Source organism: Paenibacillus sp. J31R122, assembly GCF_056269185.1.
Map to the genome: position 1 here is coordinate 57,168 of NZ_JBWDNM010000004.1, position 17,900 is coordinate 75,067.

At 44.7% G+C, this 17,900-nt stretch carries 7 protein-coding genes; all 7 read left to right on the forward strand.

Going from position 1 to position 17,900, the window contains the following annotated elements; all coding sequences use genetic code 11:
- Positions 1–6: 6 nt before the first annotated feature.
- Positions 7–5,106 (forward strand): Ig-like domain-containing protein, encoded by a 5,100-nt coding sequence (locus AC0YN7_RS08500; protein ID WP_475809544.1) that lies wholly within the window; start codon positions 7–9, stop codon positions 5,104–5,106.
- A gap of 599 nt (positions 5,107–5,705) precedes the next feature.
- Positions 5,706–11,312: an Ig-like domain-containing protein gene (locus tag AC0YN7_RS08505; RefSeq protein ID WP_475809545.1), complete on the forward strand. Its 5,607-nt coding sequence runs from the start codon at positions 5,706–5,708 to the stop codon at positions 11,310–11,312.
- A 245-nt stretch (positions 11,313–11,557) separates the two neighbouring features.
- Positions 11,558–12,487 carry a cohesin domain-containing protein gene (locus AC0YN7_RS08510; protein ID WP_475809546.1) on the forward strand — a complete coding sequence of 310 codons (930 nt, stop codon included), beginning with the start codon at positions 11,558–11,560 and terminating at the stop codon, positions 12,485–12,487.
- 275 nt (positions 12,488–12,762) lie between these two features.
- Complete coding sequence (locus tag AC0YN7_RS08515) at positions 12,763–14,535, forward strand: glycoside hydrolase family 35 protein (protein ID WP_475809547.1); 1,773 nt, start codon at positions 12,763–12,765, stop codon at positions 14,533–14,535.
- Positions 14,536–14,556: 21 nt separating this feature from the next.
- Positions 14,557–15,459 carry an aldo/keto reductase gene (locus AC0YN7_RS08520; RefSeq protein ID WP_475809548.1) on the forward strand — a complete coding sequence of 301 codons (903 nt, stop codon included), beginning with the start codon at positions 14,557–14,559 and terminating at the stop codon, positions 15,457–15,459.
- Between the two features lie 91 nt (positions 15,460–15,550).
- Positions 15,551–17,488: a DUF8034 domain-containing protein gene (locus AC0YN7_RS08525; protein WP_475809549.1), complete on the forward strand. Its 1,938-nt coding sequence runs from the start codon at positions 15,551–15,553 to the stop codon at positions 17,486–17,488.
- Between the two features lie 13 nt (positions 17,489–17,501).
- The gene (locus AC0YN7_RS08530; protein ID WP_475809550.1) at positions 17,502–17,813 is read left to right on the forward strand and encodes an L-rhamnose mutarotase; all 312 of its coding nucleotides are present in this window, start codon (positions 17,502–17,504) and stop codon (positions 17,811–17,813) included.
- Positions 17,814–17,900 lie beyond the last annotated feature (87 nt).

Here is a 17,900-nt window from a genome sequence, read left to right on the forward strand (position 1 = left end):
CAGTTAATGCGTAAAAAGCAATTAAATGCTTTCGTGGTACTGTGCATGTTAATATGCCTATTCTCAACCATGGGAAATAGTGCGAATGCTTCAGAAAGCGTTTCCACCAATAGAATACAGGCAGAGTTCTTTGTGTCGGCATCAGGCAGTGATTCAAATGACGGGTCTTACGACCATCCATTCGCTACGTTACAAGCGGCTAGGGATGCCGTTCGCTTAATTAACGAAGAAATGACTGGAGATATTTACGTATTTATTGCTCCGGGCAATTATTATGTATACGAGCCGATTACTTTCGATAAGAGCGATTCGGGAACAAATGGATTTGACGTGATCTACCGGACACTAGGCGCGCCAGGCAGCGTATCATTTATTGGAGGTATGAAAACAACCTCGGCTTGGTCGGAAGTTCAGGCATCAGTCGATCCGAATAATCCTGAGTCGGATATGCAGCAAAGCATGGTCGGCAAAGTGTATAAGACAAATTTGCAGTCGCAATTGAATACTATTTATCCCGATGGGCTCCCTGCTACTTCAGGTCCACTGCCGAATAACGCTAACGGAGCATTTCATGTGAACACCCTTTATGTTAATGACACGAGAGTGACACAGGCAAGAACGCTTAACTCAAATAAATATCCAGGATTTCCGTCAACGTTTTTTGAAAATCCACTTTATTCTGCCGGTGGATCTTATACGAGTATGACTTACAAGGCTGCTGATGCTTCGAAAATATTTGAGAGCAAGCTTGTTAACGCTCAAGCACGGGGAGATTTAACTGTACAGATTGTAGGTAACGATATTGGCGAGGAGCGTTCTTGGGAATCCAATACATTGCCTGTAACCAATATAAACCCCTCTTCGAAAGTGCTTACGTTCAACCCGAACAATGTTGCAGATTTTGCTTCGCTCTACACGATCGGAGGCAATTCCAGATATTATTTGCAAGGCAATCTAGCTTATTTGGATACCCCCGGCGAGTTTTACTTTAACCCTGTATCATACGACCTTTACTATTATCCTAAAGATGATGAAGTAGATTTGGGTCAGCAGAACATTGTTGTTCCGACGACGGAACAGATCATTAACATTACCGGAGAGAGAACCGGAACATGGGATAGCACCGTCATTACACCTGTTCAAAATATCGTTTTTGATGGGCTTGAGTTTAAAGACACAAGCTATCCTAGTTATTACTCACCAGGCTTTCCATGGCTTGCGTATTATGGCGGCATGAGCGCTGCATATCCGTTCCCGGATTATGCAAAAAAATCGTCAAACCCGACTTACTCAGGTCAGAGCGAACGCCCGCAGTTTATGAGTGGTGTGCTCACATTGAATTATGCGAGTCATATTACAATTACAAACTCACATATTAAAAATGCGGGAATGATGGGTGTTGAGCTTGGCGTTGGCACCAGTAACGCTACTGTCAGCAATTCACTTATTGAATATACCGGTCATGGCGGTGTCGATGTTCAGGGCGGTTTTCCAGGTGTGGACGGAAACTCTCAGGCAGAAAGCTTTACCAATCATAATCGTATAGACAACTTAGTTATCCATGACGTAGGACAGCTTAACTTGTTGTCATTCGCAGTTTCGATAAGCAGTGCAACATACAATACGGTATCGAATATTGAAATGTATAACTCTCCGCGCCGTGCGATTTTACTGCAAAGTTCAAATGTACAAGGATGGGATAACGGATGGTTAGGTGATGGATATACGAATTCGGCTTTTCCTTACGACCTGAAACGCGACCAGTATGCCCACCACAATACGTTTTCAAATATTTATATCCACAATGTTCAGCAGGACGGTGGCGATGACGGTGCTATAATGACCGCATTTCTATACTACCCGCGCGACAACTATTCACAGCCCAATTATTTTAATCAGATTATTGTGGATAAAATTGCCGCAAATCCGACGATGCAAAACATTGCGCCGAACAACATCAATTTTGATATGGGTTGGGTTGGGATTCATACTTCAAATATTAAAACGGTGAATGCGCACCAATATAATATCGAAAATGATAATCTTCAAAATGGCCAGGTTGTAGTTGACAACGCAACATTCAACTTTAGGGGACCTAAAGACGGACTTGAAAACTTTGATGATTCGAAAATGGATTATGCAAATATCGGTGTTCAAACTTGGCGTTACCCAGCAGAGTATGCAGGCGCTATTACGAGTACGGCAATAACGCCGCCGTCTGATCTATATTTTTCGGAAAATTTTGAGGACGAACTGGATTTGACGAAATGGTCATACAGTGGAGCTCAACCAACTATTACGAGAGAATATATGTCGGAGGATATTGTTGGTAAAGGTGCCCTATACTTAAACAACCTCGGAGCAACTAAGTCAATGCTTTACCGCAATTTTGCAAACAATCTTAACAAAGTGGTCACTGTTGATTTCTTTGACAGAGCGCCATCACATCTTGTTACCTATGGAGTGGGACATCCGTTATATGTGACAACGAACACTTATGCAAGAGTAGACGACGGTACATCTGAAGGTATTGTTGCGATGGGCGTTAATACAAGTATTAACGGAAGCAACTATGTAGTGAATGTTGGCGGAACAATAACTGCAACCAACCTTCGTCGAACTACAGGCTGGCACAAGCTTAAGTTCGACTATTCAACGCCAGGGACAATCGTGCTTTCTATTGACGGAGAAGTGGTGAAGACGCTCAATAGCGCAACATGGGAAAACACACCAAACTCATTCAACCACGTATCGCTTGGTTCACCTAATGGTACCGGTCATAACTACTTTGATAAATTAAATATCTATGGTGGAATTCAAGCACCGGATCCTGGCTTTATTCCTTTCCAAGCCCCGCCGCCTTATGATAGTTCGAATGACAATATTGAACTGCTCGGTTGGGATTTTGAAGACAATGTTATGCCAAGCGGCTTTACGAATTACTATAATGGCAAATTGAGCGTCGTTGACAATCCCGAATCATCGGGCAGCAACACAAGCAGCAAAGTGCTCTATCAGAGTGGTGGTGTTTCCCAATATACTAACCAGACGTGGAGCAACTACATGCTTAAATTCAAGTGGAAATTAGGGGCATGGAACAATGTTTCGGATAATGTGCATCAGTATGATGGCTTTACCGTATACGTTGATGCGCAAGGTAATCCTACTGCTAACCCATCGGCTTATCAAGTTATTTTCAGAAGAAATTTGAAAGGCGGCATACCTGGCGGTGGTCAGTACCCGGCAGGCACACCGTTCTTTGCAATCAATCAACACAATCCTGGGGATGCGACGTTGGCAACTGCGCCTGCGCCCGAAGGGTTTGATCCCTTGGAGTGGCATGATTTTCAAATTCAAGTGTTCGGCAGTAAAATTGGGCTTGTCGTTGATGGGCAAAAAATAATCTCTCATTCAAGCAATGCCTATACGAGCGGCAGCTTTGGTTTCGGTACCTACAACAGTGATCAGTACTTTGATGATATTCAAGTCATATCGAATCCTCGGTATGTCAATTATGCGTCTGATTTGAGCCTTGGCAATGCTACATTAAACGGCGATTTTAACCCGGACTATGATACTTATATGGCAACTGTAACGGATGAAACACAGCCAGTGACATTAATCAGACCTAAAGTTGTACTGGATAATACAAGCATCTCTATTAAGCTGAACGGTACAGATATTACAAACCGTTTTACAGATGATGTTACGCCGGTTTCTTTAGAGCTGATCAAGGGAAGAAATGTCCTGGTTCTGGCCCAAACAACGTTGGCAGGAAGCCAAACCTACACGGTTTACATCGACAAACCTTATACGATTGAATCGGTGGGCGCAATTGCTTCTGTCACATCGCAGGTCGGCACTGCTCCGGCATTGCCTGCTGCGACCAATGTGACGTTCGCGGATGGAACGAGCCAAACGGCCAATATCCAGTGGGATCTCGTGGATCCATCCCAGTATAAACAGACAGGTACATTCACTATTCACGGCCAATTGGTCGGATTAAACGGTAAGGTTAGCACAACGGTTAGAGTCGAAGGACTTGAGTCGCTAGGTCAGCTTGAGGATGTTACCACCATTGCGGGGACAGCGCCGGAATTGCCATCAACGATTAGCGCACAATTTACTAATGGTTCTCAAGAGTTGGCGTTAACTTTTGCCGAATTCGATCCAGCCATGTATGCAACTGCAGGTACAATCATTGCGGTTGCTAACGTTGAAGGTTATCCGGGTAATGTTTTGCAAAAAGTTATTGTGGAAGAGGCACCTATAACAACTGATTACACCCTAACGGCTACCGGAGCCGCAAGCGTCATTGCGGGCGAGTCCTTTGATGTAACCTACACGCTCAGCAATGTTGCAGAACACGTGTATGCACTGGATCAAACGATCCATTATGACCCGAGTCAAGTCGAATTCCTTTCAGTCGATGCGCTGCAAAGTGGATTTTCGATTGTTGGACAGAAAGCTGGAGAAGGTGAGCTTCGCATTCTGATGGCAAGTGCGGGGTCTGGAAGTGCAATAAAGCAGACGGCTCCTGTATTGAAACTGAACTTCAAAGCCAAAGAGGCTGGCCAAAATGTAACAAGCTCCATCTTCTTAACCGACGTAGCTGTCGCGGATGCTGGCGGAGTCGAAACGACGGTGAGCAATGGTTCCGCGTACACGATTCAAATTATCGCAGTCGATAAAGCGGCATTGCAAGCGCTTATTACCAATGCACAAGCATCACATGATGCAGCGGTAGAAGGAGCTGCAATCGGTCAGTATCCAGTAGGTGCGAAAGCGATATTGCAAGCAGCAATTGATAGTGCCAAGGCAGTAGCTGGTCAAAGCGGAGCTTCTCAGGAGCAAGTGGATGAAGCGATCGCTCAATTGCAGGCAGCGCTGCAAACATTTAAAGACTCCGTACATGCAGCAGCTGCGGGCGACTTGAATGGCGACGGTAAAATCAGCATTGGTGATCTCGCTCTCGTCGCAGCTGGTTATGGAAAGAATTCTGTTGATGATCCGGACTGGGCTATGTATGAAAAAGCGGATATGAACGGTGACAAAAAAATAGACATCGAGGATCTTGCAGCTATTGCTAGATTGATACTGGGCTAACAAAGAATGGGGGGAGGCTGAAAAGCCTTCCCCTTATTTTTTATCGAAAGGTTGAATCATTCAATGGTCCGAAAACTACTCTTATTGATTTATACGCCTATGAAATTAATGTTTACTTACGATTCGAAACGTTATGTAGCTACTGCCAATGAAGCAGAATCAAGGGTCGAGGAAAGAACCACTTCGTACCGAATAAGAACGCCAACCATGAGACCGAGTTCTTCACATGCCTCAAAAAATGCGGGCGCTTGCGGGTAATGGCCTTGCCAACGTTTATAGTACCCGAAATTCGCGTTAAGTTCGAATATTATATTAAAAAACAGTAAAATTCGTTCTTTTTAAAGAACCGTGATATAGAAATATTAGAGGAAAATATACTTTTTCGTGTATTTAGATTTTTAATCGCTTGTTAATATCAGGTTGCAATTCAAATATTGAAGCATTCAAATAGTAGGGGGGACGCTCTGTAAAATTTTCATTGTAAGAAGCCATTCCAATCCTTAATGATTTAAAACAATTTGGGGAGGTAGAATTTTCTGAAAAGATTACGTAAATCGTTATCCGTCGTTATTGCAACTTCAGTTGTAGCAGCAAATGTAATGACTAGCACTGTTCTTTTCCAAGAACAAGTACATGCTGCACGAACTAATGGTACTGCGCCTTATATTAACCAGTGGGCAGTAACAGGTCCTTTTACCGCTCCAGTAATTAATGGAACAGTCATCCCTGTCATTGGCGAATCCTTCGCCGATTCGAATAGTACAGAAACATCCACTTGGCAATATTTCGACGACCGTATCTTTAACCGCAACTATGATGATTACAACGACCTGATGGGTTACTTTGGTGTCAAGCAGGGACAGGATACGATTAATAAGTGGGTTGTAGCTGCAACCTATGTTTACAGCCCGATCAAACAAACGGTAAGGTGGCAGGCAAGCAGTTCGGGTTTGTATAGACTATACGCTAACGATGTTCTCGCCGGGAGACAAGACTCCGTTCCATCTCGTGTGAACAAGGATGGCGCGAAATATTCCATCGAATTAAAAGAAGGTTGGAATAAGCTTTTTATTGAACTTCAACATAAAAATCCTAATGCCAATAAAAATTATCTCGGCTTTTATTCAAGACTTTCTGATAACTCAGGAAACGAAATTTCTAATCTCACCTATTCCGTAACAGGACCAAACACTACAGATAACGATCTGACAATTGTTACACAGGGCCTTGAAGTTGATAAAACTGAATTTGAAGCTCGTAATGCAAATGTCCCAGCAAACGACTATCCGTCAAACATGCTGCCAATTGCTTACGATGAAAATCCATATGTATGGATGGTTGCAACAAGTAACGGCAATCTGAATACATCATCTATTGCCCCGCAGGCATCTGCTTTTACATTCCAGGCGGCGGGCGGAAATCCAAGCTACACTTGGGCAATTGCAGGTGGCCAGTTGCCGCCCGGTCTGACATTGACACCAAGTGGTCAGATTGCCGGTCATGTTGCAGACGGAGCTCAGGGCACAACGAAACAAAAGGATTATACCTTCACGGTGAAGGTGACAGACGGTCTAGCTGTTTCTACAACAAAGCAATTCACGATAACGGTTAAGGAAAACCCGGTGGATTGGTTTATTGAGGGCAAAATGTCAGCGCTCTCACACACGACAGGCACTTATCCGAATCTGTATGATCCGAACTACAACTATGACGCATGGGCACAGGCAGCTAAAGAATTGGGAATGACGATGCTTTCGACAGAATCTTTGCAAAACACCATTTACTACTGGCCGTCACCCAATGCTAACTTAACCCCGAACGACAGCAATAAAATGTACAAATACAATGCTTTGTACCAGTCTGAGGATGGCAAATGGAATGTCAAAGACAGAGTAATGCAGGCGAAGCAGGCTGTGGAGCGCTACGGCATGAAGTTCGGAGTGTACGTGTCTTCACTGTATGAAGGGAAGGAAATTATAGAAAGTGATATCCAAGGATTAGTAAAAAGATACGACCCATGGTATGTTTTTGTCGATGGCGGTCCAGAGAGCTACTCAACTATTGATGTGGCATGGAGTTCTGCTCGCAACTATAACGACCGTGTTTTAATTGACACTAATCCTAATGCTCAAACCGGTGACCAAGATATTACTCTTCACGAGCGTCCATTCTGGCACAGTGAACCTTATAATAACGGTGGCTGGATAAACGGTATTTTGCCACAAACAAAAAAAGTTGCCCATGAGGAATGGAACGATCCATTTACAACTGCACTCGATATCTGGGCACAATACGCAAAAGGCAACGAACGCGACAATTGGATTGAGTTAACAAAGGAAATCATTAACCAATACGGACACGGTTATGTCATGAATTATGACCAGTCCATTGGTAGAACCCGCGGTATGGATAACCTGTTTAGTAATTTGGATAACACAAATATCTTCTCAATGGTGCCTATTGAGTCACAGAATGCGCTAGGTATGCGTAGCTCCATTGCAAAATGGATGGCAAATGCCGGCAGTCCGGACCTGCGTGAGTCCATGTCCGGCACCTTGCCATACACCATGGATTACACCATTAAATCAGGCTGGCAAACCGACCCGAAAAAGGCGATCGCCCGCGGCCAAGGCCCTGAATGGGGTTACGCGATGGCTCGTGACCAGTATGTCTATATGCACATGATCAAAAATCTAATTTCCGGTGTGAGCAAGAAAGGATTTACTGGTCAAGACTCGATGAGCGGAATTGGTCCTTTCGATTACCCGGTTGACAAGGTCGAATGGCTGAACAAGGGGACTTCTCTGCCTTTCACAACCGAACAAAAGGAAGGGAAATACTACATCACAGTAGACACTTCAAGCGTGGTTGCCGATCCAATCGACACCATCTTGAAAATTACAACGGAGAACAAGGCAAGAAACTATGCGATGACAAGTGTTAAATTATTTAGCAGCCAGACCTCAAGTGATAAGCTGCAACTTAGAGCGGAAAGCTACATGAAAAATTACACCAATTTATTCGCGCCCGCTACATTAAGCTACACAAGTGACAAGACAAGCGTAGCCACTGTAGACTCAGCGAAAGGTTTAGTAACAGCTGTCGGTAACGGTACAGCTAAGATTACAGTAACGGCAACCTATGATGATGGTGTGAACGCTACTCAGGTTAAGACGGACACCTATCCTGTAAAGGTGTCGGAAGGTACGATTTCAGCTGATCTTCCGCTTGTTGGTGTGAATATGTTCACAGAAGGCGCTTTATTCTGGGGGAAATTCTCCACCAATCAAGACCTTGCTGTGACATTCCAGGGCTTCACAGAAAAGGGCGGTACGGTTGATATTTTGAATGGTGAAAATATCACCTATCACTATGCTACAGTTGACGGTAAACGCAACAACCCCGCTAGTAAAATCATTGTATCTGAAGTATCTGCCGATCAAGTGCCGTTCGTTGTAAACGGTAACAAGATGCAATTTACAGATATTATTACGACTCCTACGATGTACAGCTATTGGGCTGACATTACTGTAGACGGAAAGACATATACATCGACGCGTAACTACATTACACTTATCCCGGATGCAAACGTCGCAGCTGGAATTATGCCGACGGTTACAAACGATAGCGGTAACGCCGGAAAATTATCTGACGGCATACTCAACGATTCCACCGGCGGCAACCTGGCAAAATGGTCAGCATCGGCAAGCGATGCAAATCCAAGCATCATGTATGATTTGGGCAAACTGCATAAGCTTAACCGCGTTAATATCTTCTTTAATCACCATATGCCGAATGCCGACAACGTTACTTACTACAACGTGCCGAATAAGGTAAAGATTGAGTATAGCGTTGACGGAGTAAATTGGATCTCGGGTAATGAAACCAACACGTTGTCTGGCGGCGGATTGCCGACATCGAGAAATACACTAGCCGTTCCGAAAAGCGATACAACCTTGTATGCTTGGGAGCAAGAGGGCTTGTATTACAACTATCCGGTTGATCCGAACAAACCCGACGCGCAGGGACGTTATGTAAGAGTATCCTTCCCAGGCGGCGGTCAAGGAGGAAGCCCGATTGATGTGCTGGAGGTTCAGGTATTCTCATTAGGAGATTTAACAGGACTTGCTAACATCAAACTTGATCCGAAAATAGGTGCAGATAGTAAAACGGTAAGCGTTGATGTGAAAGGGAATTCCTTCCTTGGTGATCCTGTGGATCTTACAGATGCGAAAGTCACAATTACAAGTGATAATACGTCCGTCGCATCTGTAGCAACGTCTGGAGTGATTACAGCTGGAGAAGCAGGCAAAGCGAAGATCACTGTAACCGCAAAGCTTAACAGCTACAGCACAAGCGAGTACTTTTATGTGGATGTAGACTCTGATGGCAAAGTACATCTGAATCCTTTCTTGAAAGAAGCGAAGCTGTCCTTAAACAAGAATTTGATCAAGTTGAATAAACCGGTTGTCGGTTCGTTAGAGGGAGTATTAAATAACGGCGAGCCAGTTGATTTTTCAAAGGCTAAAGTGGACTATCAATTTAGTGACGGCAGGTTGTCTGTTATTGAAGGCAGCAACACAATCGTTGTTCAGGGCGCTATTGGTAATGGATTTAAAGCGACTGTTACTGCTAAGGTTACATTAGATGGAGTAACTCTAATAAGTGATCCTGTGGCAATTTCCGCAGTTGGGGATAATATAGCCCCGACAGCTAATGTAACGGTAATATCAGTTCGGGGAAGTAATGATATTCGTTATTTGGGGACAAAAGCGATCGATGGAGATCTGAATACGAGCTGGGCATCAGCTCCAAGTGACAATACCAAAGGTCCATGGATTAAATTGGATTTTGGTACTCCACAAAGGATCGGTAAGGTGAATCTGGTTGACCGTGGTCATAAAGTCAACGAGATTGGAGAAGGGCTTCTGGAGTGGGAAGGCGGAAGCAAGAAAGTAGTAAATATCAAGTGGGATGGAAAACCGGATAACTTTGTTATTTTTGACGAGCCGATTGTGACGAGCTGGATTAAGTTTACGATTGATCCGGACAATAAGTTTTCGAATGTCAATGGCAGCGAGCAAGGTGAACTTGGTCTTTCAGAATTTGAAGTATTTGAGGCCGAGGAAGAGTTTATGAAGACAGTCATCGATTACAAATTGGTTAATGTGGATACGACTCAAGGTGTAATCCCTACACTTCCTGCACAGGTTGAAGCTGTATATAACAATGGAACCACAGCATTAGTCAATGTAGCGTGGGACTCCATCACAGCCGATATGGTGAAGGAAAAAGGGGTTTATGCAGTGAATGGAACGGTAGAAGGAACCTCGTTGAAGGCAAAAGCAATCTACAATGTTGCTGCTAAACCCGTGTCGACGAGCTTCGCGTTAACTGCTTCTGGACCATCTAGTGTTATTGCCGGCGAGTCCTTCGATGTGACGTATACTTTAAGTAATGTAGCGACAGGCGTGTATGGACTGGATCAAACGATCCATTACGACCCAACTCAAGTTGAATTCCTTTCCGTGAATGCACCAAACAATGGTTTTGCAATCATTGGGCAAAAAGAGGAATTGGGTCAAATCCGCGTTCTTATGGCGAGTAAGGGAGTGGAAAATGCGATAACAGACACAACAGAGCTGTTAACGCTGCACTTCAAGTCCATAGCAACTGGACAAAGCATAACGAGTTCGGTTTTCTTGAGCGATGTAATCGTTGCTGATGTGAGTGGTATCGAAACGATCGTAGACCATGATGCTAGCCATACGATTCAAATTATCGTAGTCGATAAAGCGGCATTGCAAGCGCTGGTTACGAATGCGCAAGCATCGCATGACGCAGCGGTAGAAGGAGCTGGAATCGGTCAGTATCCATTAGGTGCGAAGGCAATATTGCAAGCGGCAATTGATAGCGCCAAAGCAGTAGTGGGTCAAAGCGGAGCTACGCAGCAACAAGTGGATCAAGCGATCGCTCAATTACAGGCAGCGTTGCAAGTCTTTACAGCTTCCGTGAATGTAGCGGCTCCTGGTGACTTGAATGGAGACGGTAAATTCAGCATCGGTGATCTCGCGCTCGTCGCAGCTGGTTATGGAAAGACTATTACTGATGCGGACTGGAGTATGTATGAAAAAGCGGATGTGAAAAAGGACGGAAAAATAGACATCGAGGATCTTGCAGCTATTGCTAGATTGATACTGGGTTAACAACGGATGGGGGGAGGTGTAGTGCCTCCCCTTTTTTTATGCTCCATAAACTACTAAAAAATTCACAGTAGATCCGAATTTCGATACGTTCGAAATAAAGTATCAAAAAACAGAGAAAACTGTTCTTTTCAAAGAACGGGAATTAAGATAAATTAGAGGAAATTATACTTTTTCGTGTATTCAGACTATTTGGTATCAGTTACTATTAGATTAAAATTCAAATATTGGAAAGGTTGGATGAATCAATGGTCCGTAAACTACTTTTGTGCAGCTTGGCTTTGTTACTATACGTTTCCTTCTTGTCTCCGAAAGCTGCGTTTGCAGAGATATTTCAAGTGGATGAAACAGACAGCTACACCGTAACGGCTACCGGAGCAGCTAGCGTTATTGTAGGCCAATCATTTGATGTGACCTATACAATGAGTAATGTCATGGAAAGCGTGTATGCGCTGGATCAAACGATTCATTATAATCCCGTCCAATTAGAATTACTGTCTATCGAGACTATGAAAAGCGGATTTTCAATCATAGGGAGAAAAGAAACACCAGGTCAAGTACGACTCCTTTGGGCAAGTGCTGGTTCGGGTAGTGCGATAACGGACACGACTACATGGCTGAAACTTCATTTCAAGGTCAAAGCGGTTGGTCAAAACGTAATCAGCTCGGTTTTCTTGACCGACGTAGCTGTATCGGGTGCGAACGGAATCGAAACGACGGTGAGCAACGGTTCCGCGTACATGGTTCAAATTATTATCGTGGATAAAGCCGCCTTACAAGCGCAGATTACCAACGCGCAAACATCACATGATGCAGCAGTAGAAGGAGCTGGAATTGGCATGTATCCAACGGGTACGAAAGCGATATTGCAAGCGGCAATTGATGACGCCAAGGCAGTAGCGGCTTTAGGCGGGGCTACTCAGGATCAAGTGGATCAAGCGACTACTCAATTACAGTCAGCGTTGCAAGCCTTTACAGCTTCTGTGAATGTAGCGGCTGCTGGCGACTTGAATGCAGACGGTAAATTCAGCATCGGTGATCTCGCGCTCGTCGCAGCTGGTTATGGAAAGACTATTACTGATGCGGACTGGAGTATGTATGAAAAAGCGGATGTGAAAAAGGACGGTAAAATAGACATTGAGGATCTTGCAGCTGTTGCTAGTTTGATACTGGGTTAATCCAAATGAGAATGCAACGAGAGCGGAAGCGGTGATCATGATTTTGGGAAGTCTCCCTATTTAAGGGGGACTTTTTTTATATAGATTTCATTAGAAATCAAAAAATGTTAACTCTATCAACACTTAAGTTAAAAATCGGAGAAAAATAATAAAAAAGTTGTTGAAAATCCTTACTTTTTGAAGAAATGATAGCTTATTATTATTTTCAAAACCGTTGAAACTAATTAATCTATCATTAGTTATATTTTGAAATTGAGTTTAAAAGGAGCTTAACAATGTCAACATTTACAACTGAAGGAAAACAATTCGTCTATAACGGCAAACCTATTCGTATTTTATCTGGAGCTATCCATTACTTTCGTGTCGTGCCCGAATATTGGGTGGACCGCTTAGTAAAGTTAAAAGCTTGCGGTTTGAATACGGTGGAGATTTACGTTCCTTGGAATTTTCATGAACCTGTTGAAGGGGAATTTAACTTCGAGTATATGGCGGACGTCATTCGATTCATTCAGCTCGCGGATGAGCAAGGCTTGTTCGTAATCGTGCGCCCGAGCCCTTATATTTGCGCGGAATGGGAATTTGGAGGATTGCCTGCATGGCTTCTGAAAGAAGATCATATGCGCTTGCGCTGCAGTCATCCTACCTATCTTGCAAAAATCGATGCGTATTACGATGTGCTGATCCCTAAATTTTTACCGTATTTATGTACAAATGGCGGACCGATTATTGCGATGCAAATCGAGAATGAGTACGGGAGCTACGGTAACGATAAGGAATACATGGAACATTTGAAGAAGTCTCTCATCAAGCACGGAGTAGATGTTCTATTATTTACATCGGATGGATATACAGACAGCAACCTGCAAGGGGGGACGCTGCTCCCAGAAGTTCTGGCTACGGTCAACTTTGGATCACGGGCGGATGACGCGTTCGGGAAGCTGCTCGAGTATCAACCGGATAAGCCGCTTGTTTGTATGGAATTTTGGAATGGTTGGTTTGATCATTGGGATAAGCCGCACCATGTTCGGGAACCTGAAGACGCAGCGAGCGCTCTGGATGAAATACTGAAAGCGGGCGGATCCGTTAACTTTTATATGTTCCATGGCGGGACAAATTTCGGTTTTTATAACGGCGCGAACGATCTGGGAAAATACGAGCCAACGGTGACGAGCTATGATTATGACGCTCTGTTGAATGAATCTGGAGACATTACGGATAAGTATAAAGAAGTTCGTGAAGTGATTGCGAAGTATGCCGAAGTAGAGGAGATCGCATTGCCTCCGGCTGTTGCTAAGCGGAATTTTGGAGAAGTTCGCTTGAGTGGGAAAGCGCGTTTGTTTGACTCGCTATCTCAGTTGACTACGCCAATCCAGAGCCCATATCCGGAGTCGATGGAAAGGTACGGACAGGATTACGGTTTTATTATGTACACGACACGCGTTAAGGGACCTTTATCCCAAATGAAATTAGCCATTCAAGAAGTAAGAGATCGGGCGCTCGTTTTTGTGGATGGGGTTTATCAAGGCACTATTGATCGCAATACGCATGATTTATCGCCGAATATTATGGACGGCGATATCGTTCTGGATATCCCAGCGGGCGGTGCGACATTAAGTATTCTCGTAGAAAATCAGGGACGAATAAATTACGGATTTAAATTAAAGGACGCGAAAGGAATAACAGAAGGCGTTCGTCTCGGGCTGCAATTTCTGTATGGCTGGACCATTCATACGCTCCCTTTAAATGATTTAACAGAGCTTACATTTAAGGAAGAGCCAAGCAACGAATCATTTACGCCTACTTTTTATAAAGGGAATTTTCAAGTAGAAGAACTGGGCGATACGTTTTTGAAATTGGAAGGCTGGACAAAAGGTGTTGCTTACGTGAATGGTTTCAATCTCGGGCGTTATTGGGAAAAAGGACCGCAAAAAACAATGTATATTCCAGCTCCACTTTTACGTGAGGGAGAGAATGAACTGATTATCTTCGAGCTTCACGGGACGGAAGATCAGGTAGTTACGCTGCAGGATTTCGCAGAGCTAGAATAATAGCAAGAGGGGGATGACGACATGCAATTTACGACGTTTGGTAATATGGGGCTCAAGGTTTCCAAGCTGGGCTTAGGTGGTGCGCCTCTTGGAGGCGTATATGGTCAAACGGACGAGGTGGAAGTAGAGCGATTAATTCATGAAGCATTGGATGCGGAAGTTAATTTAATCGATACGGCGCCAATTTACGGAGACGGAGAATCGGAGCGTAGAATCGGAAAGGCGTTGGCCCGGGGACGACGGAACCAAGTTATTTTAGCCTCGAAGGCCGTTCGTTCTGATCGCCAATACGATTATGCAAGCACGATTCAATCTGTAGAAGATAGCTTGCAACGGTTGCAAACGGATTGGATTGATTTACTGCAAATTCATGATGTGGAATATCAGCCTTGGGAAATGATCATCGAGGAGACTATTCCGGCGCTTCAAAAGCTCAAGCAAGACGGTAAAATTCGCTACCTTGGCGTGACGACGCGCAACCTTCCGCTTTTGCAGCAATACATGAAAACGGGATTATTCGATAGTATCCAATTTTATGCCCGGTACATGCTTATTGATCATACGGCCAAAGACGAAGTGCTGCCGCTGGCGAAAGAAATGGGTATCGGTGTAATGAACGGCAGCGTACTCGGTATGGGCGTTCTCGCGGATGCGCCAGCACACTTTTTGGAACCGGAAAATCAGGTAGATGTTGAGCGGAGATTGGATTTGATAAAATTTTTACGCAAGCTTGAGCCCAAAGGATTAATAGAGCCCGCTATGCGCTTTAGCTTAAGCAATCCAGATATTCATGTGACCTTGATGGGGACCTCATCGTTGAACTCCTTGAGGAAAAACCTATCGTATTGCGATGGGGTTAGCTTTAATGAAGAAGACAAACAGCAACTGTACCGTTTATTCGATAAACAAAAGTTATTTAACTAATCCAAATCATTAGGGTCATCAAGGACATCGTTTTGGATTTATTATTAGGAATAGAAGTTAGCGTTAAGAGACTTAGGGGAGGCGTGACGAGATGGGATTTGAAAGCAACTTATCAGCAATGGCGTCAGTTACCGCGAAGGAATCGTGGACCCCACCACAGTGGGCGCTGATGCAACGCCAGCTGTTCGATACGCTGAACAAAGCAGCCAAGGAGTTTGTGAAGAAGTATGTCCGTCCAGATGGTACGCTCATTTGGCGCAGTGATTGGCCAGGGATGGATGGCTCGGATGATCCGTATGAGGGATTTATGTACCTTGCGTTGTTGTATGCGCTCGGCGGAGATGAAGAACTGCGCGAGATGGCTCTCCACGTATGGGAAGGGATTACATGGCAGTGGACGGAATACGGACAAATTTATCGTGATTTCGACGCCTATTACGATTGGATGCATCATGGAGAAGGTTATTTGTTCTTTTATTTCCTTGGACTAGCAGACCCTTTCGATTCGAAAAGCGTACAGCGCGCTCAGCGTTTTGCAAAACTGTATACTGGCGATGATCCAGAAGCGCAAAACTACGACTCGGAGAAAAAATTAATTCGTTCCCCGATTACGGGCAGCAGAGGGCCTCGCCACGAAATGTCCGAAGAAGATTGGTGTACGCATCGGGGCATTCTTGATGACTATTTGGCACCTTTTGAAGATATTCCGGGTGTGGATTTTGCAAGCGGTAAATGCGCTTGGTCGGATGACAACGTGTATCAAGATATCCTTCGGCTGATGAACGAACGCATGGCGAAGGGCGATGTGCCGCTTAATCTAAACGCAACTGGGCTTATCGCCCATGCTTATATGTATAATGGCGACGACAAATTAAAGGATTGGGTTGTCCATTACGTACAAGCGTGGAAGGAGCGGGCTGCCAAGAATGGTGGAATTATACCCGATAACATTGGTCTTTCTGGGGAAATCGGAGAGTATAACGATGGCAAATGGTGGGGCGGTTATTATGGATGGCGCTGGCCGCACGGATTTCTGACGATCATTGAGCCTATTGTCAATGCTTCGATGAATGCAGTGCTTCTAAGCGGAGACATGAACCAATTGCAGTTAGCACGCGAGCAGCTTGATCGGAATTGGGCGCTAGGCCGAGAGGAAAACGGACGTTGGGTGACACCATCCAAACATTTCGACAGTGGCTGGACGGCTTATAAGTTACCTAATCCGCTGTACCCTATTCACTTGTGGACGGTATCTATGGCCGAGGAGGACGCAGCCCGTGCAGATCGGATCGACAAGCAACCGTATGACCTGGACATTGATGTACCTGAATATTCAGGCGGCAATCCAATAACGGGCAAGAATACCAAACATTATAACGGCAACACCGTACAATGGTTCCATTATATGCGCGGGAAAAGTCCAGAATATCCGGAACAGATTCTTGAAGCAAATTTCAAATTAGTGTCGCGCCAATTGCAGAAAATGCGCTCAGAAGAAGGAAATCCGGAAAACTGGCTTTCTGACGGATTCAGCCTTGGGGCGTTATCAAGCATCCACAAATGGCAGGAAATGTGCCCGGTTTACTTCGAAGGGCTGCTGCAATTGACGCTCGGAGCGCCCATGCACACTTCGCATGGTGGTTTGCAGCACGGTCGCGTGCGCTACTTCGACGCATATGCTGAGCGACCGGGATTGCCAGAAGGTGTAGCTGCACTTGTCGAAGCGCTGGATGCCGATTCCGTAACCTTGAGTCTAGTTAACGTCGATTTATTTGCAGAGAAGCAGATCATCATTCAGGCAGGAACGTTCGGAGAGCATCAGTTCAAGACAGTCACGGTTGGGAGTCAGGACGAATATATGCAGGAACCCGTGCATGCAGACAGCAAATGGTTTCTTGTTAAACTTCCTCCTGGCGCGGGAATTCGCCTACATATGGCGATGAATCGTTACGTCAACCGACCGACCTATGAAACTCCTTGGGGTGATCCGAAAGATGCCGTTACGCTGATTCGCGGTCGAGAGAAGTAAGGGGGTTATGAACGTGAAGACAAACAGAGAGATTCGGGTTGCTCGGCTGCACCAGGACCAGATCGATGAGTATCGTCATTTGCATGATCATATACCCGAGCAAAACGTCAAGCATATGATTGAAGCGGGCTTTACCGATCTACAAATTTTTCTTCTTGATGATCTACTGGTCATGTTAACGGAAGTCGATCCGTCTGTGGCGATTGCTGACCGGGTGATCGATGAGCAGGCGGAAAGGGAATGGCACGAAAAAACAGGGATTTGTTTCGAGTCTGTGTGGCAACAAGCAGAAAAAATATTCGATTTGCGGCATTTGAATAAATAATGACATGGTTAGCCCGGTGTTGGATCTTATTCGATCTAAATAGAGGAGATTGCCGGAAGCAAGTTGGTTTTCATTTGGCTTGAAAGT